Genomic DNA, 19,569 nt, shown 5'->3' with positions numbered 1-19,569 from the left:
GAGTTTAGTAACCAATATAATACATATCTGACAATTTGGTGCGTGCTGATTTCGGGCTTGCGAAAGCCTGCCCGCAGGAACACATTTTTTGAAGATAACACAATCAAAAATTTGTCTTAATATGGAGACAACATTGGTTAGCTATCTTTCACGCAGTTCAGGCGGTAATGCGCCTGCTGTTTATCCGGGCGGAAGCCCCATTTGAGTCGCGTATGATTTGGTATGAAGAGGAAGTTTTGAGAGTGGAGAAAGAGGCGGGGAAGCTGGTATATCAGCCGGAAACGATATTCTACGGCAGTTCCAGTTTCACTTTATGGGACACATTATATTCCGATTTTGAGGACTTAAAGCCTGTGAATCTGGGATTTGGCGGCTCGACACTGGCGGCTTGCAGCTGGTTTTTCGACAGGATCATGGCCCAGCTCGGTCATGCGAAAACAATGCTGATCTATGCCGGTGACAATGATCTGGGTGACGGACGGAATGCGATGGAGGTATGCATTTTTTACCGGGAGCTGATCGCTCAAATCCGCAGCCGCTTTGGCGCAATCCCTTGTTATTACATCAGCATAAAGCCCAGCATTCAACGGTGGGAGCTGTTGGCTGAGATCAAAGCGACCAACCAGCTGATTCGTGAGGAGACTGAGAAGGATCAGTTTCAACATTTTGTTGACATTTTTCCTGCTATGCTCGGGACAGACGGGCGGCCGGTTAAGTCTTTCTTCGAGGCCGACGGGCTGCATTTGAGCCCGGCGGGATATGCGGTTTGGGAAAAGGAAATCCGTAATGCTTTCAGGTTGACAGACCACAAGTGATATGATCAGTTCGCCATCTTGCCCGGTAATGGAAAGACAGTACCAGAAGTGGTTCAGCCCCGTGCTGGACAGGGAAATGGAAATGCTTGTTTTTGGGACTGGCGGCACACCCGTTATTTTCTTCCCGACCAGAGCGGCGCATTTCTACGATCTCGAAGACTGGAAGATTATCGATGCAATGGGCGAGCGCATTAACGCGGGTGAGATTCAGGTTTTTTGCGTTGACAGCATTGATCAGGAAAGTTTTTATTCCGAAAAACCGCCCCGCGACCGTATCCTGCGCCATTTGCAATACGAACGGTACATACTCAACGAAGTAGTCCCTTTTATCAGGAGCAAAAACCGCAGCAAGCAGCTGACTGTGGCAGGATGCAGCCTGGGAGCTTACCACGCAGTGAATATCGGATTAAAGCACCCGACGGTTTTTACCAAAATTGTAGGCATGAGCGGCCGCTATGACCTCACTAGGTCGCTGGAATTCTTCGCGGATCTGTTCGATGGTTATGTTGACGAAGACATCTATTTCAACATGCCCAATCATTTCGTGCCCGGTATCCGTGACCCCAAACTTTTGAAGCAGCTCAGAAAACTGGACCTGACCATTGTTATCGGAAAGGAAGATGCTTTTCTGGCAGATAACGAGCAGCTAAGTGCGTCGCTGAATGCGATCGGCGTACCACATCAGCTGATTATATGGGAAGAAGAGGCGCACAGGCCCAGGTACTGGCGGCAAATGGTGAAGCTATACCTGTGAGTTGACTCCATTCTGATCTTGCCGGATCAATGATCGGGCATTTCCGAGAGCATTTCCCGTATCTCCATTAATGCACTTCTGACTCTCGATTTGACTGTGCCCAATGCGATACCGAGCTGAGCAGCGGCGTATTCGTGGCTGAAATCCTGAAAATAGATCAGTTCAATTACCTGCTTTTGTTTAACCGACAGCCGCTCAACATACCCGTTGAGCTCACTGGCGCTAAGACGCGGATTCGCGATGATCAGCGAGATAATATCTGCCTCCCCAACGGTTTCCCAGCCCACGTGGTTTTTGAATTTGAGATTGGTGCGAAGCCTGTCAATGGCCGTGTTGCGTGCAATGTTGAGCATCCAGGTAAAAAGCGTGCCTTTTTCCTTCTGGTAGCTGCCAATGTGGATCCAGATTTTCAGCAATGTATCCTGCACGATATCCTCCACCTGGTGCTCGTCCCTGATAATCTTATGTATGATTTCAGAGAGTGCGGGTGCATACCGGTCGTGCAGCAACTTAAATGCGGGGTTATCGCCGGCTTTAAGAAGCGCTACCAGTTCCGTTTCTGAAAAAGTCAGATCGTGTTTCTTCATCGAATATAAATCCGGTTGGCACGAAGCGGTTTTCAGAAACAGGCAGGTTCAAGGTGGACTGCAAAGAGCTGGCTGCGGCGGGTGGCGCGGGGTGAAAACATGATGATGGATGTTGATGATGGTAACATACGCCCGGCACTTGTCAAAAAGATCGAAAGTGATGGTTCTTTTGCTAAATTCTCACTGAAGTGAAAATCTCCGCCGGTAGGTTTCTGACAAAACAGAATACAAGAACCGGTATTGTAATTCCGATTTAATCCTAATTCACTGCATTTAGTTAGAGATTTGACGTAAATAAATCAAATCGGAAATATATTACTGATTAAGTAGTAAAGTGCGTGTATTTCATGTAAATTTCGTAAAATACATAACATATTACCGATGAACAGGGTTGAATTGGGCAGATATATTGCTGCCAGGCGCCAGGATCTGGGGTTGAAGCAGGAGGATGCGGCCGAGATGGCGGATTTGACTGCCAAAACGCTGTATACGATCGAGCGGGGTAAAGGAAACCCTTCGCTTGATTCGTTAGAGAAACTCCTGGACGTACTGGGTTTGACAATCAATGTAACGATCAGATCGACAGACGATGAAGGGGCTCGTTTATAACAATGGCACACTGGCCGGATTTCTGGAAAAGGATCCAGGCGGCCACTACACTTTCGAGTACGAGGCTGCGTATCACGCTGATACAACGAAGCCTGCAATCAGTCTTACTTTACCCAAAAGCGCGCGCGTCCACCATTCAACAGAGTTGTTCGCCTTTTTCTTTGGCCTGTTGTCGGAAGGTGTTAATAAGGATATTCAATGCCGCGCGTTGCGGATCGATGAGAATGATCATTTTAAAAGATTGCTTTTGACGGCCGGAGAGGATACGATCGGCGCGATAACAGTTAAACCTGAATAGTATGCAGTGTGCAGCTTGCTACCGAGACTCGAAACACGATTTTTGTCCCAAATGCAGTAAAAGGCTTTTTGACGGGACCAAAATCGCCGCGCGCCTGGCTTATGCAGCGCCCAAAGCAGACAATCTTCCTGAATATCTGAGACATACCACACGTCTTTCCATTTCGGGTGTACAGCTTAAATATTCGCTGCGCCGCGATGAGAAGGCATTGGTACTTACTGAAAATAAGGGTGAGTACATTGTAAAACCAATCCCGCCTTCCACTCAGCTGGTTGCGATAGAAGACGCGCCTGAAAACGAACATCTCACCATGGAGATTGCAGAACAGGTATTCAACATCCTGACGGCCGCCAATGCATTGATCTATTTCAATGACGGCCAACCTGCCTACATCACCCGAAGATTCGACTTGAAAGCCGACGGGACAAAATACCAGCAGGAGGATTTCGCCCAGCTCTTGAACCGCACAAGCGTATCGGACGGGCAAAATTACAAGTACGATGCTACCTATGAGGAGATTGGAATATTGATCCGCAAACACGTTGCCGCCGCGCCGCCGGCCATTGAAGCACTTTTCAGGCTGGTAGTTTTCAATTATATAGTCGGCAATGGAGACGCGCATCTCAAAAACTTCTCACTGATACAACATGAATCAGGCGAATACAGAATGACGCCCGCCTACGATCTGATGAGTACCAAGCTGCACACACCTTATGAAAGCGATATTGCCTTAGAGCTTTACGACGGTTGTTTGGATACAGCGTTTTACTCCGTAAACGGCTACTACGGCCGGCCTGATTTCATCGGATTTGCAAAGCGCCTTGGAATAAGTGACAAACGAGCGACCGGAATCCTGGATTTTTTTACCAATCATGAAAAACAGGTTATAACGCTGGTAGAACGCTCCCGCTTGTCACAGGAAAGTAAAAGCAAATATGCCAAGATCATGCGGGACAGACTTCTCCGGCTCAGGGGAAGGTAAACAGCGAGTGTAGTCTAGACTTGAATTTAACCAGGTTGACCAGGAATAAAAAAAGCGGGATCGCTGCATTCGAGCAATCCCGCTTTTACAAGCGTTAAGGAAAAAGATCAGGTAACCCGATCGGCAAGCTTGCCGTTATTGCCAGCCCGGGTTCTGGCCCAGCTGTGGATTCCTGACGCGGTCTGCTTCGGGAATAGGGTAGAGGTACTTTTTGTCAGCCCATTCGCGGGGGCCGGGGTTCCAGATTACCTCGCCGGAAGTGCCGTTCGAAAGCTGCAATCTTCCTGCCGCAGTTGATGGACTCACGTCAACAAAGGCAATACCCGGCGTCGTGGAGCTCGGCTTGGTACCCTGGTAAAAGTACACGTCGTTTTTCCCGTCGCCATTCAGGTCGTGTTCTCCGAGCTTGCTCACGTACATTCCGTTCATTGGAGCCTGCTGGAAAAGATCTCCAAGTCTCCAGCGGATCAGATCGTCGCGGCGAAGTCCCTCAAAAACCATCTCTGTACCACGGTCACGCAGCACTTCCAGCAGCACAGGATCGGTGAATTTACCATTGAAAAATTCGATCATGTACGGATCCGCGACAGTAGGTAAAGTAGTGAGTGTAGCACCTGTGATACCTGCCCTTTTGCGCAACGCACCAATCGTGTTTGTCCATTCAGTTGCCGTCATCTTGTCAAGTTCAGCCAGCGCCTCGGCTTTGTTCAGCAGCACTTCTCCCCAGCGCATAATAATGTGCGCATTGTCGTTACGGCTTTCGTCGTCATAAGGGAAACGCTCGTCGTATGACCATTTGATCGGCTGATAACCTGTCACGGTTTGGGCGAAATTTGGCGGTGCAATCACAGGAACTCCATTCTCAGTCCGGGTATAATCACCCACGCGGATTGTTTGTTTCAGGCGCAGGTCGCGGTTTTTTACCTCTTCGACAAACGGCGTTGTCTTGTATCCGGCTTTGCTGGTAAAAGGTGTTCCGTCCAGGTTGAGGTAAGTGTTGACAAACCGGCGGGTCAGGCTCGGGCGGTTACCATAAGTAGGGCTGATAAACCGGCGGTTGGCCGAACTGTAAATCTGCAGGCTCGCGCTTAATGCGACGGAAAGAATAGTTTCGTCGGTATACGGCGTGCGGGTAATGAACATTTCGCGGTAAGCCCTGTCGAGGGAGGCGCCCTGGTGCAGCGAAAAGCCCGTGATCGCATTTGCCTCTTTCACCACTTCCTCATACCACGCATTGGCAGTCGACTGCTTGTTATAGCTGGTGTGGTACTTACGGAAGGATGCTTCATACAAACAGATCCGCGTTTTGTACGCTCTTGCAACGTTTTTGGTAATCCGGGTAACTGACGGATCGGAAGTCAGGGTAATGTTTTCAATGGCAAAATTAAGATCTGCCAAAACCTTCTCCATTACTTCAAAACGGTCGTCACGCGGCGCGTTGAGTCTTTCCATATCCGTCACCCCGATCGGTGTTTCGATCCAGGGTACGTTTCCAAAGCGCTTTACTTTATCAAAATAAAAGTAGGCCCTGAAAAAGCGCGCGAGGCCCAGGTAATGGTTCTTGGTAGCAACCGTGCTTTTCTCGGCATTAACAATGAAATAGTTGATGTTACGAAGCGGCCGCCAGTTATCCAGTGCCCACCCGGAGCTGGTGATCGGGCTCAATGCACCAACCGCCAGGTAATCGTCGACGCCATTTCTGGCTACGATATCAGAAACATCATCATCCTGGAAAACGCCTACATCTGTGTTAGGGAGCAGGTCGTAAAATGAGTTGCTATACAATTCGAGACCGCTTTCAGAACCAAAAACAGCTTCGTTGGTGGCTGTATCCACCGGGACTTCCGTCAGGTCGCAGGAACTGGTTCCCAGCAGCAGGGAAATGACCAGCGTGGTGGTTAGGTATTGTATCTTTTTCATAGTTGAATTAAAAGTTGAGTGTCAGACCTACTGATATTGCTTTGAGCATCGGATAATTGTATCCGTCACCCGAAGTACCGCCACTGAGGTCAGGGTCGGATCCGTAGATATTTGTCACGTCTGTGTCACGCGTCCATTTGTACATCGGCGACCAGGTCCACAGGTTTTCTGCTGACAGGTACACTTTCAGGTCACGCGCATGGATTTTCTCCACAATGCGCTGCGGAATGGTATAGCCTACTTGCAGGTTTCTCAGCCTGATGTAGCCTGCATTTTGCAGAAAGCGATCATTCGGTACTTGCAATGCGCGGCCGGTACCTTGTGCCGTATACCCCACCAATCGCGGCAGGTAAGCGTCGTAGTTGTTCAGTTCGGGGCGGAACATATTGGCCTCATGCCAGCGTGGATATGCATTGTAAGGTCTGTTGTACTGGCCCCAGAAACGTGCTTCTGCCGACGGGTACCAATCCTGTTTCATCACTCCCTGGAAAAGCCCGCTCAGGAAGAAACCGTTCCAGTCGCCCGACAGGTTGATACCGAAAGTGCGGCGCGGTTCGGAGTTCCCGATGATCGTCTTGTCACCCGAATTACCAACTCTGTTCAGGCCGTGATAAATCACATTGTCACCATCCAGGTTCTTAAATTTGATATCTCCCGGATAGTTCTTCCTGGTGTTCGTGTTCGGAATGTTGGCTTGTGAAGGTGATTCCAGGATCTCGGCTTCCGACCGGAACAAACCTTCCACCTGGTAGCCCCAGATCTCCCCGATGCGCTGACCTTCGTAATACTCCCTCTGATTTTCGTTCGGGTTGTTGACGTTCGTCAGGTTCTTGTCCGGGTTGTTGTATTTGGTGATAATCGCCCAGGAGTCTGCCAGCATGAATTTCAGGTCGTATTTGAAGGGTTTCGAACCTAAGTTAAACTGGTCTGCCCAGCTCGCTGTCAGCTCCCAGCCTGTTGTCTTCAAATCAGCGTAGTTGCCTTTCGGAACTTCAATACCGAATACATTGGGTACTGTCGGTCCTACTGTAAACATGTCCGAAGTGCGGCGCTGGTACATATCGCCCGTAAATGAAAGCCTGTTTTTGAGTGTGAAGAATTCAAGACCAACGTTGGCAGTCGTCGAGGTTTCCCAGGTAAGCCCGTCAGGAACAACACCAGGCTGGCGGGTACTTTGCGGACGGATTCCATTGATCACGCGGCCCGATTGCGAAATGGAGAATTTCTCGTTGAAAGAGTAAGGATCTACATTACCGTTACCCAGCGACCCGTAGGAAGCGCGCAGTTTTACATTGGAAAATACATTCGGGTTTACATTCCAGAAAGGCTCTTCCGAAATGCGCCATCCTGCGGATACCGAAGGGAAAAATGCCCATTGCTGGTTGGTTGGGAATTTTGACGAACCGTCGTAGCGGCCATTCACTTCCAGCAGGTAACGCTCGCGGAAGTTGTAGTTCAACCTGAAAAATCCACCTGCGATCGCCCACTTTTGCAAACCACCCGTGGTTACAATACTTTGTCCCAGTGCAAGGTTGATATCGTCGGCATCTGCATACACCAGCCCGTTTCTACGCGCTGTCAGATTGCTGTAATTGGATTGCTCGTAGTTAAATCCGGCAAGGAATGTAAAGTTGTGTACCTCATTGAAAGACTTCACATAATCTGCGTAGAAGTTGGTAGCCAGGTAGTTGGTAGTCCGTTTTCTTTCCTCGATATCATTGGTATTTGTACCGGTATAACCAATTACGCCCTTTGCGCGGCTGTAAGGAACCTGCACGCGGTTTTGCTGGCTGGCAATATCAGTACTCTGGAATGTCAGGTCAGCGCGGACGGAAAGTGTTTTATCAAAAAACTGTGCTTTAGCGGCTATCTTGTTTTTCAGGAAGCGCTGCGTGTTATCGATGGCATTCTTCCCGATGTAGTAGTCTCCTACTGTGTATGCAGCTGAGAAAGAAAGCGTTCCGTCGGGATTAAGCAAAGGCGCGAGCGGGTGCCCTTCGTCGGCAATGTTACGGTAAATACCGCTCCCTTCGCCCACGTTAATCGGCTGGTGGTATTTCATAGTCGAATACTCGGTATTGTTGTCAATACGGAGCCACGGGGTCACCTGAATGCTGCCTTTCGCGCGCAGGTTATACATGTTGTAAGTATCGGTATTGTACCGGAACAAACCGTCCTGTCCATTATAACGCCCGCTCAGCAGGAAAGTGGCCTTGTCGTTACCGCCTGAGATAGACAGGTTGTGATCGTGCGCGCTGAAACGTTCTTGATAAAGTTCTTTGTACCAGTCTGTACTGTAGAAATACTGGTACTCACCTGTATTCGGGTCCACTTCAAAGCGCGGCAGCGAAGGATCTTCCCATCTTCTTTTGATCTCGGCCAGGTAAGCCGGTGAAAAGCTAATGGTCTTGTTGATCGCCGTCGGGGTATTTCCATTGTCGTTCCAGCGCGACCATGCGTCGCTGAAACCTTGCGCCCAGGGGTAAGATTCAACAATATTGTCAGGAACTTCGGTTGGCGATTTAATGGAGTAGTTGGCTGAGTACGACACCGTGGTCTTGCCTTCCGAGGCCGACTTGGTGGTGATCAGAACCACACCGAATGCGGCGCGGGCACCATAAATGGAAGCCGAAGCTGCATCTTTCAGCACCGAAATGCTCTCGATATCATTCGGGTTCAGAAAGCGCGGATCCGCTTCTACACCGTCGATCAGTACCAGTGCATTCCCGCGCTGCCCGATAGAAGTGGTACCGCGGATATTGAATGCGGGCGACTGGGTTGGTTTACCGTCGAGCATTTTAAGGTTCAGGTTCGGAACAGCGCCCACCAAACCCTGGGTCACATTGGTGATCGGACGGTTGCGCAGCACTTCCTGGCCCACCTGGTCAACGGCGCCAGTCAGGTTTACTTTCTTCTGGGTACCGTACCCTACAACAACTACTTCGTTCAGCGACTTGGCGTCTGCTTTCAGCTGTACATCAATGGTGCTCCTGGTACCGATCTCAATCTCCTGCGCCAGGTACCCCACATAGGAAAATACCAAGGTGGTGCCCTCTTCCGGAACGTTGATCGTGAACTTGCCATCGGCGTCGGTGACAGTACCTATCTGCGTTCCTTTCACAATCACATTCACGCCTGGAAGACCTTGCGGTGTTGGGCCGTCGGTCACTTTACCGGTTATTTGGCGGTCAGCGAGCAGGGTTGACGCGGTGGTGGCGGGACGGGTGGGCAGAAGTGCTATCTCTGCCTTTGCGGGTGTTTTTGCCCAGCTTACGCCACCCACAAGGGCGATCAACGCAAAGCGAGCCAGCGAGTTTGGTACGGTGCTCCCCGGAAGGAACAGCCTGTTCTTGCAGCAATGCATAAATAGTAGATTTTGTTAATAAAAGAGTTGATGTTGTTGAATGATAGCTTGCAATTCGAGGAAGGAGTTCCGTTCAGTGCCTCTGGCGGGCTGCGGAACAACCGCAGGGTTTAACGGTGCAAAATTGAATAATTCCGATAAGATGTACTTTCGAAGAGGAGGTATTTAACAATTTAATAATCTAATCTGATTACAAGTTCAAAGCTGGGGTAAATGGCACTTTACTACTGTTTATTGAAATTTTAATATAATTTAATTGCAAGTAAAACGGGGTTTTTGTGTTAAATGATAGAGGATGAAAACGGCTGATTTGAACCCATTGGTTTGGACGGCAGTTATCAGGTTATCAGCTATGAAAAATAACACACAAACTTCTGCCTTTCACGGCGTGAACAAATTTCTGTTCGTGGCCGCGTCGGCTTTGTCTTCTCTGATCTATCTGGTGACTTATCACTTGATGAAGTACCGTTACAAGGTCATCAAAAAAAATCTCTCAACTTCTTTCGGACGTGAGGGCGAACAGCGGATCAGGGCCATTATTTCCAAATACTACAAACACCTGGGCGATCTGGTGATTGAACCGTTTTTGTATTACGTCGTTAGTCCGGGCAGCCGGAAGAAACTGGCCAACTACACCAACCCGGAGCTACTGGAAGAATTTTACAGGAAGAAAAAACATGTTGTGCTGCTCGCCTCGCATTACGGGAATTGGGAGTATCTGATCAATTTACCCAAAGTGGTCAATTTTCAGGTTTACACTGCCTACACGCCCATTTCAAATGCACGTATCAACAACTGGATCCTGAAAATGCGTTCTTCGCTTGGCGTGCGGCTGATTCCCAAGCAAAGCTTCTATCGCGGCGCATTATCCACATTGAAACAGCACGAAAATCCCTCGCTCGTGGTGGTGATCGCAGACCAGAGGCCGGCCATGGACGCGAAATATTTCGTCGATTTTTTAGGTCAGAAAACGCGGGTACAGATCGGCGCGGAAAAGCTGGCGATTGCGTCGGATTCAGCAGTTGTATATCTGGAATGTACTAAAAAGTCGCGTTTCCACTACGACTATACTTTCCATCTGATTGCAGAAAAACCGTCGGAGGTATCACCGATGACAATCACGGATGCATACTACAACAAGCTGGAAACAAACATCTCCAAAGCCCCGGCGCATTGGCTGTGGTCGCACGACCGCTGGAAAGCACTTTCGCAGGATTGATCCGGTACCGCGTTCATCGCGATTTCTTGTTTATCAAATAGGTTCGCATCGGTTCAGTCGGAATCCGGAAAACGATCCACAAGCTGATCAGTATGCTGCTCAGAAGGGACAGAAGAAGTATTCCCGTTGAAATAGCAGCGTATCCGGTGAAGTTCCCTGTGAATGGGGCATCGAAAAAGAAATCGGATGCGGCAGCCAGGATGAAAGAGGAAACGCAGGCGATCCCGCCCGAAAGCAATACGAGCAAGCAAACCCGCCTGATGAGCTTCCGGTTGCGGTCCCCGCTTGTGATGGTTTGATAATCGTCTCCCAGACTGATCTGTAACAGTACCATCCTGACGAAACTATTGATGGATTCCAAAAGTGCCAGCAGCAGACTGATCAATGAAGCACACCATGCAAAAACCTGAAATCGGCTGAGCAGTGGATTGAAGTAACTTGTTCTCAGCGGTTCAATGCGCATTTGTTTTCTTGTGAGCAAATTATCAAATATGCCGCTTTTGGGATGTGAAAAAAGCGCTTCTACTGACGCCTGCGCATTGTGCCCGCTTGTCCCGCCTTTGAACAACAGGTAAGTGATTACGCCAAATTCTTCCATTTGACCAGCTATACCCGGATCATGCCGCTGTGCTAACGTGGGCATTGAAATAAAAAGACCGGCCGCGATTTGAGAATTCCCCGGCAAATTCCTCGCAACTCCCGTTACCCTGACCGGCTGTTTGATCTTTCCGACATAAAATACTTCACCGACCGCGTCTTTGTCTCCAAACAAATCAGCTGCTGTTTGCTCAGTCAGAACAGCAGTAAATGGTTTCTGCAAAGCTGATTTTGCATTGCCTTTAACAAGTGGAAAATCGAAAATCTCAAATACGGACGCGTCAGCAAACACTCCGTTTGCGGTAAGGGAACGCAAACCAGTACTTTTTAGCTGGAAGCTGGCGTGTGATAACCTGGTCACTTTTTCGACAAGGTTCAGACTTGACTCAATCCGGGAAGCTGCGGCATAACTTGTAACACTGCTGCCAACCTGCTCGCCGGGTGTGCTTAAAGTGCTTTCGAGCTTGTAAATGCGGTTTCCCTTCGAATGAAAGCGGTCGTAATCCAGTTGGTATTTGAAGTGACAAACCAATATGGTGCAAACCGAGATAGCAAGACAGAGGAATACAAAACGGATCCTGATTTCTTTTTTGATGTCAATCATTGATAGGCAGGGATGGGAGCTGTTGTTGAGTGAGTACAATTCTGCTTTGCTTTCGGCCTGATAGCTTTACTTTATTATACTCCAGTATTCGGGTCAAGGTTGGGTCTTCTCAATCAGAAATAGTGTTAATTTGCCAAAGCCTGCATTCCTTTTTATGATCAAAAACATTTCCATTCAGGAGTTTCTCTCCATGAAAGCCGGTATCGTGCTGGCAGATGTGCGCACGCCCGCTGAATTTGAGCACGCGCACATTCCTGGTGCTGTTAACCTGCCGTTGTTCAGCAATGAGGAAAGGGTGCTGGTGGGCACCACTTACAAGCAGGTCAGCAGGGAAGCGGCCATTTTGCTGGGCTTTGATCTGACGGGTAATAAATGGTCGGGTTTTATAAGAGAAGCGCTCGACTTGGCTCCTGATAAAAGAATTGCCTTGCACTGCTGGCGGGGCGGAATGCGCAGCGGGGCAATGGCGTGGGCGCTGGATCTGTACGGTTTTGAAGTGTTTTTGATTCAGGGTGGCTATAAGAGTTACCGGCAATGGGCCAACCAACAGTTTGCCCGCGAGTACCAGCTGCTGGTGCTGGGCGGCATGACGGGCTCGGGAAAAACCCGGCAGCTAAACAAGCTACGGACTCTGGGAGAGCAGGTGATCGATCTGGAAGAGCTGGCGCAGCATCAGGGTTCGGCTTACGGGACGATGAACAAAATGGTACAGCCTAAGCAGGAGCAGTTTGAAAATGACCTGGCCTGGGTAATGAAGGATTTAGACATTACCCGGCGCGTCTGGCTTGAAGACGAAAACATGAACATCGGAAAAGTGACTGTGCCGCGCGCCTTGTGGGCTTCCATGATCCAGGCACCCGTTTTGAATATCGAGGTGGAAACAGCGCGGCGGGTTGCCGGGCTGGTCCGGGAATACGGCGCGCTGGACAAGGATTTTCTGATTACCTGTACGCAGCGCATTCATAAGCGGCTGGGCCCGTTGCAGACGAAACAGGCTATCGAAGCAATACAGCAGGACCGGATGGAGGATTTTATCAGGATCGTGCTGGTGTATTACGACAAAGCTTACCTGAAAGCACTGGCGCGAACAGAACCCGGCCGGATACATACGCTGCCACTCGCCGGAGATTCTCTGGACGAGGAGGTGCGTCAAATTTTAGATTTTGCCAAAACAATTAAAACGCACAGCGTACAATCATAGCTTTTATGAATATTGATGAAATTAAGTTAACCCAGTACTCGCACGGCGCTGGATGCGGGTGCAAAATCAGTCCTGCCATTCTGGACACGATACTGCACAGCTCGGTACCTGCGGCTGTTGACCCGCGTTTGCTGGTGGGAAATGACAAGCGGGACGATGCAGCAGTACTCGACCTTGGCAATGGAAGCGCGCTGATATCGACAACTGACTTCTTTATGCCGATTGTTGACGATGCATTCGAGTTCGGGCGCATTGCTTCCACGAATGCGATCAGTGACGTGTACGCAATGGGCGGAAAGCCGGTATTAGCAATCGCGATCCTGGGCTGGCCGGTGGACAAGCTTCCCGCCGAAGTAGCACAGCGCGTGCTGGAAGGAGCAAGAGCTGTGTGCGCCCAGGCAGGGATTACGCTCGCAGGCGGACATAGTATCGACTGTCCCGAGCCGGTTTTCGGACTGGCGGTGAATGGGATGGTCGAGATAGAACATCTGAAACAGAACTCAACAGCCACGGAAGGTTGCAGGTTATACCTGACCAAACCGCTGGGCGTGGGCATACTGTCAACCGCTCAGAAGCGCGGCATTCTCCGGGAATCTGATGCTGCGATTGCGCTGGAAAGTATGACGAGGCTCAACAGCCTGGGTGAGGTATTGGGTAAAATGCCGGAGGTGAAAGCGCTTACCGACGTAACCGGTTTTGGGTTGCTGGGCCACCTTTCAGAAATGTGCGAGGGGAGCGGCCTGGCGGCTGAAATTGAATTTGATAAAGTCCCGGTGATTGCTTCACTCCCGTATTATCTGGAGCAGAACTGCTTCCCCGGCGGGACACAGCGTAACTGGAAGAGTTATGGTCACAAAATAGGCGAGCTCACCGAAGCACAACGCTACATTCTGGCTGATCCCCAAACCAGTGGCGGCTTGCTGATCGCCGTGGAAGCGCCGGCTGCTGAAAACTTTGAAGCAACGCTACGCACAATGGGTTATGACCTGACTTGCTTTGGGGAGCTGACCAGTCAAAATGGTGAAAAGCTCATTCAGGTGAGGTAAAGTACTCCGGTTGTTTTAAGGAAAGGATAGCCAATCTAAAATTCGCCGTAATGATGGTTTATCCATTCAGAATGCTCATTGTCGCAATGGTACTCTCTTGCGCACACGTCCATGCTTTTGCACAAAACCCGTACAGCGGCTGGGCCTTTCTGTCACATACGCAGCAACTGGGTAAAAAGTGGGATCTGCTTTTTGATGCACAGGTGCGTACGGGAGAGCAGTTTAAACTGGTGAACACGCTGCTTTTGCGGTCTGCGCTAAGTTACCGTGTGAATGATGAAAACTCGTTTGCATTGGGTTATGCATCAAAAAACGACTGGGAGCCTGAGGGTAATGAAGTCCGTTTCCAGCCTGAACACCGCATTTACCAGCAGTATCAGCTGGATGTTAAACTCGCTAAAACCGAATGGACGGTCCGTGCCCGCTTCGAGCAGCGTTTTATACGCTCGGAGCGGGTTTTATTTTCCCAGCGCGCGCGGGCATTTACCGCTTTTCAGATTCCTATTTTTGCCAATGAAGATTTCAAAAAAGGACTATACCTGAATTTTCAGGATGAAATCTTCCTGAATGTTTCCCGTAAAAGCCATGTAAACAATTCGGTTTTCGATCAAAACAGACTTTTAGGTTCTGTCGGGTACCGGTGGAGTGAGAAAATTGATACCGAACTGGGCTATATGTACTGGTTTCAGCGGGAACAGGATGGAGATGCTGCAACGAATGTGATCCAGCTGATGATCACAACCAGCTTCTGACCACGCGGCAGCTGAATTCTATGTGCAAAATCACTTCCTTCCCCGGGCGATAAACCAGGCGATCAGCGCGACGACAAGGTTAAATGCAATACCGGACCCCTCTGACCGGGAAAGGTGAAAGACAACCGCAGCTGCCATCAACGCCATAACCCCATAGGCGGCATACCGTGTGAGCTGCGGCCAAATGCCGAGCAGCATCGGGAATATCAAGCCGGCGGCAGCAAGCAGGTCGACGGTTCCTGTGAACTTCACGAGCCCGGGATGATCTGCGGCCCAGGGCCACATTTGCGCCAGTTCGCCGGCAGGCTTGAAAAGTTTCATGAAAGATGCCCAAACGAGCGTAGCCGCCAGCTGTACCTGCGCAGCCCATAGGAAGAGGTTTATGGTTTTTGAAATAGGTTGTTTGCCAGTCATTTCTGAGTTGTTTAGATTGAAGGCAAAACTAGATACCTTTACTATCCCTTCGATAGCGCTTCCTGTTTGGATAGCGCTATCCAAAAGGATAGTAACGTAAATTCAAAAACAGATGTTAGCAAAAGGTGGTTGTCCCAAAACAATGCTCACGATCAGTGATGCGCTGGAAGCTGTAAACGGCCGGTGGAAATTACTGATCCTGTTTACACTCTCTGAGCGGCCCAAGCGGTTCAAGGAGATTGCGAAGGCAGTGAACGGGATTACCGATAAAACTTTGTCAAAAGAATTAAAAAGCCTGGAAGCAAACCAGCTCATTAAGCGCGATGTGTATGACACATTTCCGCCGACTGTCGAGTATACTATCACTCCGCATGGGCTATCCCTCGAAAAAGTGCTCGACGAGCTGCACTTCTGGGGTTTGGCGCACAGAAAGCAGGTAATCGGCAGCTAGCGCATTTGCCGGTCAATGGGAAAATGCTTCATATATTTAAGAATTACGCTATGTCTTCACTATTACGATTTGGTTTTCTCTTCATCATTTCCTCTATACTCGTCTCCTGCGCAGGATACCGCACGCGCTATTCCAAAGAAGCACAGAACTGGCAGTCCAATGCGCCCGATCCTTCGTTGAAGCTCAAACATACCATGTACCTCATCGGGGATGCAGGAAATGATTCTCCCGAGCATCCGGCGCCCGTTTTGGAATACCTGAAAGCAAAGCTCGCCACTGAGCCAAAGGAAAGTTCCGCATTGTTTATGGGCGACAATATTTACGAATTTGGAATGCCACCCGCAGAGGATTCGGCTAAACGCAGAGTGGCCGAGTACCGGATCGATTCGCAGCTGGAAACGCTCGCAGGGTTTAAAGGATACCCTATTTTCCTGCCCGGCAACCACGATTGGCGCGGCTGGGGGATCAAGGGGGTAAAACGCCAGCAGAAATACGTGCAGCAATACATCAATTCGCGCCGGGGAAAAACCGATAAGGAGGATTATGAAAATTATTTCCTGCCGCTTGATGCCTGCTCTGGTCCGGAGGTGGTGGAGCTTAATGATAATGTGGTCATCATCGTTGTCGATTCGCAATGGTGGCTGGCCGACTGGAACAAGGATCCGAGGATCAATGACGGCTGCGAGATCAAAAACCGTGAACATTTCAGGTTTGTATTCGAGAATGTAGTGCGCAAATACAGGAATAAAAACGTGGTGATCGCCATGCACCATCCGCCTTATACCTACGGTCCGCATGGCGGCAAGTACACATTCAGGCAGCACCTTTTCCCATTGACTGATATCAATTCAAACCTTTATATCCCGCTTCCGGTAATCGGCACTCTGGCCGCCATATTCCGCGGTACGATTGGTTCCAGGCAAGATATGGCCAATCAGCATTATAAGGATCTGAGAACGGCTATTCTGGCCGGGGCCAAGAAAAACGGGAATTTCATCATCGCCAGCGGACACGAGCATACCCTGCAGTACATTGAGAACGACGATCAAAAATTCATTGTAAGTGGCAGCGGCTCGAAAGTCAGCCCTGTGGGAATGGGAAAAGGTTCGCAGTTTGCGGCCACCTCGGTCGGTTTCAGTACGCTCAGCTTTTACGAAGGCGGCGAGACCTGGGTCAGGTTTTGGGAGGTAAGTAAAGACGGGAAGGATGCGAAAATCATTTATCAGAAAAAGGTCAAAGACGCGCTCAAAGTAGCCGAGATAGATCCGGCAACGCATTTTGCAGAGTACGCGCAGCACCGGGATTCTACCGAGCAGTTTGTAAGCAAAACGGTCGTTAAGCCCGTCGGCAAGTTTCACAAAGCTTTTTTTGGCACACACAACAGGGATTTATATACCAATAAATATACTTTCCCGGTCATGGATCTCGACCAGGCAATGGGCGGGCTTACGCCGGTAAAGCAGGGCGGGGGCAACCAGACCAACTCGCTCCGCCTGCGCGACAAAAGTGGAAAAGAGTACGTGCTGCGCGGATTGACGAAAGATGTAACCCGGTTTCTGCCGGCTCCATTCAACAAAATGACGGCTGCCAGATATGTGGTTGAAGATAATTTTTTATCCACTAATCCATTTGCGCCGCTGGCCATGCCCGCGCTGGCAGAAGCGATTAACGTTTACCACACCAACCCGAAGCTCGTTTATGTACCTGCCCAGCCAGCGCTGGCCAGTTATAACTCCGTTTTTGGCGGCACTATGAACCTGTTTGAAGAGCGGCCCGACGGTAAAAAATGGAAAGAGGCTGCATTCTTCGGCCATGCCGACAAGATCATCAGTACGCCGGATGTAGTGGAAAGTATTCTGGAAAATAACAAAAGCAAAGTCGACGAACCCTGGATGCTGCGCACACGCCTCTTCGATTTCCTGATCGGTGACTGGGACCGGCACGATGACCAGTGGGCCTGGGCTTCCATCAGGCAAAAGGACGGCGGTAATCTGCTGCGTCCCATTCCCCGCGACCGCGATCAGGCTTTTTCATTATACGACGGTTTTATTACCAATGTAGCCGGACAAACGCTACCCTTTCTGCGGCAGCTGCAAAGCTTTACCCCCGAAATCAAAAGCATGAAATGGACTACGTGGAGCGCCAGAATGATGGACCGGACCTTTCTTAACAGTCTGAGCTGGGAGCAATGGGAGGAGCAGGTAAAATTTATACAGGCGCATTTGACAGACGAGGTAATCCGCAGTGCATTCTCAGCCTGGCCGGAAAAAGCCAGGGAAACTGCTGCTCCGGCGATCATCAAAAGCATTACCACGCGCAGAGATAACCTGATGCGCATTGCAAGGTCCCACTATGAATTTCTGGCTAAATCTGTCAATGTGATCGGATCGGATGAAAAGGAGCGTTTCGTAGTGGAAAGAATGGACGACGCACATACCAGTGTAACCGTTTCGGAAATCAACAAAAAAGGCCAGCTCAAAAAGCAGACTTTTCACCGGGTTTTCGAAACGGGACTGACCGAAGTGGTAACACTTTACGGGAATGGGGACGAAGATGAATTCCTGATCAAAGGCGATGTGAAAAGGGGAATAAAAATCCGCATTGTCGGAGGTACCGGTAACGACCTGGTCGCCGATAGTTCGCAGGTACATTCAGGCGGCAGGAAAACGATTGTATATGATGATCTGAAAGAAAACCGGATCTCAGCCGGGCCTGAAACGAAAGATAAGAGGACCAACAATTACGGTTTTAACACCTATGAGCGCAGAAGTGCGGAGAGCAACTACGATATCCTGCTTCCCATTCCCATCGCAGGTTACAACCCCGACGATGGTTTGTTTCTGGGCGGGAATGTAAGTCTGACCAAATATGGATTCAAAAAAGAACCTTACGCTTCCATTCAAACATTCGGGGCGAGCTTTGCCTTCAACACACTTGCGTTCCGGGTGAATTATACGGGTGATTTTATCAATGCATTTAAAAAGTTCGACTTTTACCTGGACACGCATTACCGTGGCCCCACTTACGCTTTCAATTACGCGGGCATAGGCAATGAATCTGTGCGGCCGGTGCAGGATCCCAACTTCTATCGGGTCCGTCAAAGCTCATTGTATGTTTTTCCAGCAATCAAAAAGCGCTTTGCAGGTACCAGCGGCTTTATTGCATTGGGGCCCTATGCAGAAGTAAACGACATCCAGGCGACGGCTGGCCGCTTTATCACCTCGCCCGAGAATGGTTTGGACACTGATATTTTTGAAAGAAAATACTACTCAGGCGCTAAGTTCCTGATCGATTTCAATGGCGTAGACCATATTTCGACGCCCCACCGCGGAATGAGGTTCAATGCGGCGTTTAACTGGACAAGCAACCTTAACACCGGCTACAACTTCGCCGCTTTGCGCGCACAATTGTCGTATTATACTCCATTGGACAGCCGCGAAAATATCATTCTCGCCACTCAGCTAGGAACGGGTGTGAATTTCGGGGATGGTTATGAATTTTTTCAAATGCCGGTGATCGGCGGCAGGCAAGGGTTGCGCGGTTACCGCACAGAGCGGTTTTACGGGACAAGCAGCTTCTGGCACGCTACCGACCTGCGGGTCAGGCTGGGCAGCAGCACCAATCCTGCATTGCCGCTTACTTACGGCGTTTTCGGCAGCTTTGATCATGGGCGTGTGTGGCTGGAAGATAATCCTTCCTCCAACTGGCACTTCAATTACGGAGGCGGCATCTGGCTGGCGCCGGTGGATATGGTAACTATTGCAGCAGGCGCATTTATACCAAAAGAGAAGGCGGAGGAAAAACCGAGGATTTCTGTACAGCTCGGATTTTGGTTTTGACATTGAGCAACAGCGGGCCTACTGTGCAATTAAACCGACAATAAATTTTGATACCATTTGTTTCCCCATATTTTTTCGGGGTTTACGATTCACCTTTTGAGGGAATTTCAGGCAGTT

Annotated in this window: 16 protein-coding genes; 11 read left to right on the top strand and 5 right to left on the bottom strand. The window is 49.7% G+C overall.

All coding sequences use genetic code 11. The features are described from left to right. The first annotated feature begins 167 nt into the window (after nt 1–167). Nucleotides 168–815, top strand: a complete 648-nt coding sequence (locus Q369_RS0117610; protein ID WP_229206880.1) for a GDSL-type esterase/lipase family protein — start codon at nt 168–170, stop codon at nt 813–815. A gap of 28 nt (nt 816–843) precedes the next feature. Then, nucleotides 844–1,569: an esterase family protein gene (locus tag Q369_RS0117605; protein ID WP_031529100.1), complete on the top strand. Its 726-nt coding sequence runs from the start codon at nt 844–846 to the stop codon at nt 1,567–1,569. Between the two features lie 26 nt (nt 1,570–1,595). Here the strand turns inward: Q369_RS0117605 and Q369_RS0117600 are convergent, their stop codons facing one another. Then, on the bottom strand, nt 1,596–2,156 hold the full coding sequence (locus tag Q369_RS0117600; RefSeq protein ID WP_031529099.1) for an RNA polymerase sigma factor: 561 nt from the start codon (nt 2,154–2,156) through the stop codon (nt 1,596–1,598). Nucleotides 2,157–2,537: 381 nt separating this feature from the next. Between Q369_RS0117600 and Q369_RS0117590 the strand changes: the two genes are divergently transcribed. Genes Q369_RS0117590 through Q369_RS0117580 form a run of 3 tightly spaced genes read left to right on the top strand, consistent with a single transcriptional unit; the run spans nt 2,538 to nt 4,045 of the window. Beyond that, complete coding sequence (locus tag Q369_RS0117590; RefSeq protein ID WP_031529098.1) at nt 2,538–2,765, top strand: helix-turn-helix domain-containing protein; 228 nt, start codon at nt 2,538–2,540, stop codon at nt 2,763–2,765. Then, nucleotides 2,746–3,063 carry a HipA N-terminal domain-containing protein gene (locus tag Q369_RS0117585; protein WP_031529097.1) on the top strand — a complete coding sequence of 106 codons (318 nt, stop codon included), beginning with the start codon at nt 2,746–2,748 and terminating at the stop codon, nt 3,061–3,063. Before Q369_RS0117590 ends, Q369_RS0117585 begins: the two co-directional genes overlap by 20 nt. Nucleotide 3,064: 1 nt before the next feature. After that, nucleotides 3,065–4,045, top strand: coding sequence for a HipA domain-containing protein (locus tag Q369_RS0117580; RefSeq protein WP_035333654.1), 981 nt, complete (start codon nt 3,065–3,067; stop codon nt 4,043–4,045). A 135-nt stretch (nt 4,046–4,180) separates the two neighbouring features. Here the strand turns inward: Q369_RS0117580 and Q369_RS0117575 are convergent, their stop codons facing one another. Both Q369_RS0117575 and Q369_RS0117570 read right to left on the bottom strand, forming a co-directional pair. Continuing rightward, nucleotides 4,181–5,965, bottom strand: a complete 1,785-nt coding sequence (locus Q369_RS0117575; RefSeq protein ID WP_031529095.1) for a RagB/SusD family nutrient uptake outer membrane protein — start codon at nt 5,963–5,965, stop codon at nt 4,181–4,183. A gap of 7 nt (nt 5,966–5,972) precedes the next feature. Then, entirely contained in the window at nt 5,973–9,329 is a 3,357-nt protein-coding gene (locus tag Q369_RS0117570) for a SusC/RagA family TonB-linked outer membrane protein (RefSeq protein WP_031529094.1), read from the bottom strand. Between the two features lie 352 nt (nt 9,330–9,681). On the opposite strand from Q369_RS0117570, the gene Q369_RS0117565 reads away from it, so the two are divergent. Continuing rightward, complete coding sequence (locus Q369_RS0117565) at nt 9,682–10,548, top strand: lysophospholipid acyltransferase family protein (protein WP_169739260.1); 867 nt, start codon at nt 9,682–9,684, stop codon at nt 10,546–10,548. Nucleotides 10,549–10,561: 13 nt separating this feature from the next. Here the strand turns inward: Q369_RS0117565 and Q369_RS0117560 are convergent, their stop codons facing one another. Further along, nucleotides 10,562–11,749, bottom strand: a complete 1,188-nt coding sequence (locus Q369_RS0117560) for an ABC transporter permease (RefSeq protein WP_031529092.1) — start codon at nt 11,747–11,749, stop codon at nt 10,562–10,564. Nucleotides 11,750–11,903: 154 nt separating this feature from the next. On the opposite strand from Q369_RS0117560, the gene mnmH reads away from it, so the two are divergent. From mnmH to Q369_RS0117545, 3 genes are read left to right on the top strand one after another with little or no spacing between them, the layout of a single operon-like run. Beyond that, nucleotides 11,904–12,950: a tRNA 2-selenouridine(34) synthase MnmH gene (gene mnmH, locus Q369_RS0117555; protein ID WP_031529091.1), complete on the top strand. Its 1,047-nt coding sequence runs from the start codon at nt 11,904–11,906 to the stop codon at nt 12,948–12,950. Between the two features lie 5 nt (nt 12,951–12,955). After that, nucleotides 12,956–13,996 (top strand): selenide, water dikinase SelD, encoded by a 1,041-nt coding sequence (selD, locus tag Q369_RS0117550; protein WP_031529090.1) that lies wholly within the window; start codon nt 12,956–12,958, stop codon nt 13,994–13,996. A 50-nt stretch (nt 13,997–14,046) separates the two neighbouring features. Beyond that, nucleotides 14,047–14,748 (top strand): DUF2490 domain-containing protein, encoded by a 702-nt coding sequence (locus Q369_RS0117545; RefSeq protein WP_051664124.1) that lies wholly within the window; start codon nt 14,047–14,049, stop codon nt 14,746–14,748. A gap of 30 nt (nt 14,749–14,778) precedes the next feature. Here Q369_RS0117545 and Q369_RS0117540 read toward each other — a convergent pair whose 3' ends face one another. Beyond that, a complete protein-coding gene (locus Q369_RS0117540; protein WP_031529088.1) occupies nt 14,779–15,162 on the bottom strand; it encodes a DoxX family protein in 384 nt (127 codons plus the stop codon). Nucleotides 15,163–15,274: 112 nt separating this feature from the next. On the opposite strand from Q369_RS0117540, the gene Q369_RS0117535 reads away from it, so the two are divergent. Both Q369_RS0117535 and Q369_RS0117530 read left to right on the top strand, forming a co-directional pair. Next, nucleotides 15,275–15,613 (top strand): winged helix-turn-helix transcriptional regulator, encoded by a 339-nt coding sequence (locus tag Q369_RS0117535; protein WP_031529087.1) that lies wholly within the window; start codon nt 15,275–15,277, stop codon nt 15,611–15,613. Nucleotides 15,614–15,663: 50 nt separating this feature from the next. Then, nucleotides 15,664–19,452, top strand: a complete 3,789-nt coding sequence (locus Q369_RS0117530) for a bifunctional metallophosphoesterase/BamA family protein (protein WP_031529086.1) — start codon at nt 15,664–15,666, stop codon at nt 19,450–19,452. Nucleotides 19,453–19,569: the final 117 nt, after the last annotated feature.

The sequence above is a fragment of the Dyadobacter crusticola DSM 16708 genome, assembly GCF_000701505.1.
GTDB lineage: Bacteria > Bacteroidota > Bacteroidia > Cytophagales > Spirosomataceae > Dyadobacter > Dyadobacter crusticola.
This window is presented reverse-complemented; position numbering and strand designations above follow the sequence as displayed.

Bases quoted from the DNA above. Each gene is read 5' to 3' on its own strand.
- Q369_RS0117610 (WP_229206880.1), top strand. From the start codon at position 168: ATGCGCCTGCTGTTTATCCGGGCGGAAGCCCCATTTGAGTCGCGTATG.
- Q369_RS0117605 (WP_031529100.1), top strand. From the start codon at position 844: ATGGAAAGACAGTACCAGAAGTGGTTCAGCCCCGTGCTGGACAGGGAA.
- Q369_RS0117600 (WP_031529099.1), bottom strand. From the start codon at position 2,156: ATGAAGAAACACGATCTGACTTTTTCAGAAACGGAACTGGTAGCGCTT.
- Q369_RS0117590 (WP_031529098.1), top strand. From the start codon at position 2,538: ATGAACAGGGTTGAATTGGGCAGATATATTGCTGCCAGGCGCCAGGAT.
- Q369_RS0117585 (WP_031529097.1), top strand. From the start codon at position 2,746: ATGAAGGGGCTCGTTTATAACAATGGCACACTGGCCGGATTTCTGGAA.
- Q369_RS0117580 (WP_035333654.1), top strand. From the start codon at position 3,065: ATGCAGTGTGCAGCTTGCTACCGAGACTCGAAACACGATTTTTGTCCC.
- Q369_RS0117575 (WP_031529095.1), bottom strand. From the start codon at position 5,965: ATGAAAAAGATACAATACCTAACCACCACGCTGGTCATTTCCCTGCTG.
- Q369_RS0117570 (WP_031529094.1), bottom strand. From the start codon at position 9,329: ATGCATTGCTGCAAGAACAGGCTGTTCCTTCCGGGGAGCACCGTACCA.
- Q369_RS0117565 (WP_169739260.1), top strand. From the start codon at position 9,682: ATGAAAAATAACACACAAACTTCTGCCTTTCACGGCGTGAACAAATTT.
- Q369_RS0117560 (WP_031529092.1), bottom strand. From the start codon at position 11,749: ATGATTGACATCAAAAAAGAAATCAGGATCCGTTTTGTATTCCTCTGT.
- mnmH (WP_031529091.1), top strand. From the start codon at position 11,904: ATGATCAAAAACATTTCCATTCAGGAGTTTCTCTCCATGAAAGCCGGT.
- selD (WP_031529090.1), top strand. From the start codon at position 12,956: ATGAATATTGATGAAATTAAGTTAACCCAGTACTCGCACGGCGCTGGA.
- Q369_RS0117545 (WP_051664124.1), top strand. From the start codon at position 14,047: ATGATGGTTTATCCATTCAGAATGCTCATTGTCGCAATGGTACTCTCT.
- Q369_RS0117540 (WP_031529088.1), bottom strand. From the start codon at position 15,162: ATGACTGGCAAACAACCTATTTCAAAAACCATAAACCTCTTCCTATGG.
- Q369_RS0117535 (WP_031529087.1), top strand. From the start codon at position 15,275: ATGTTAGCAAAAGGTGGTTGTCCCAAAACAATGCTCACGATCAGTGAT.
- Q369_RS0117530 (WP_031529086.1), top strand. From the start codon at position 15,664: ATGTCTTCACTATTACGATTTGGTTTTCTCTTCATCATTTCCTCTATA.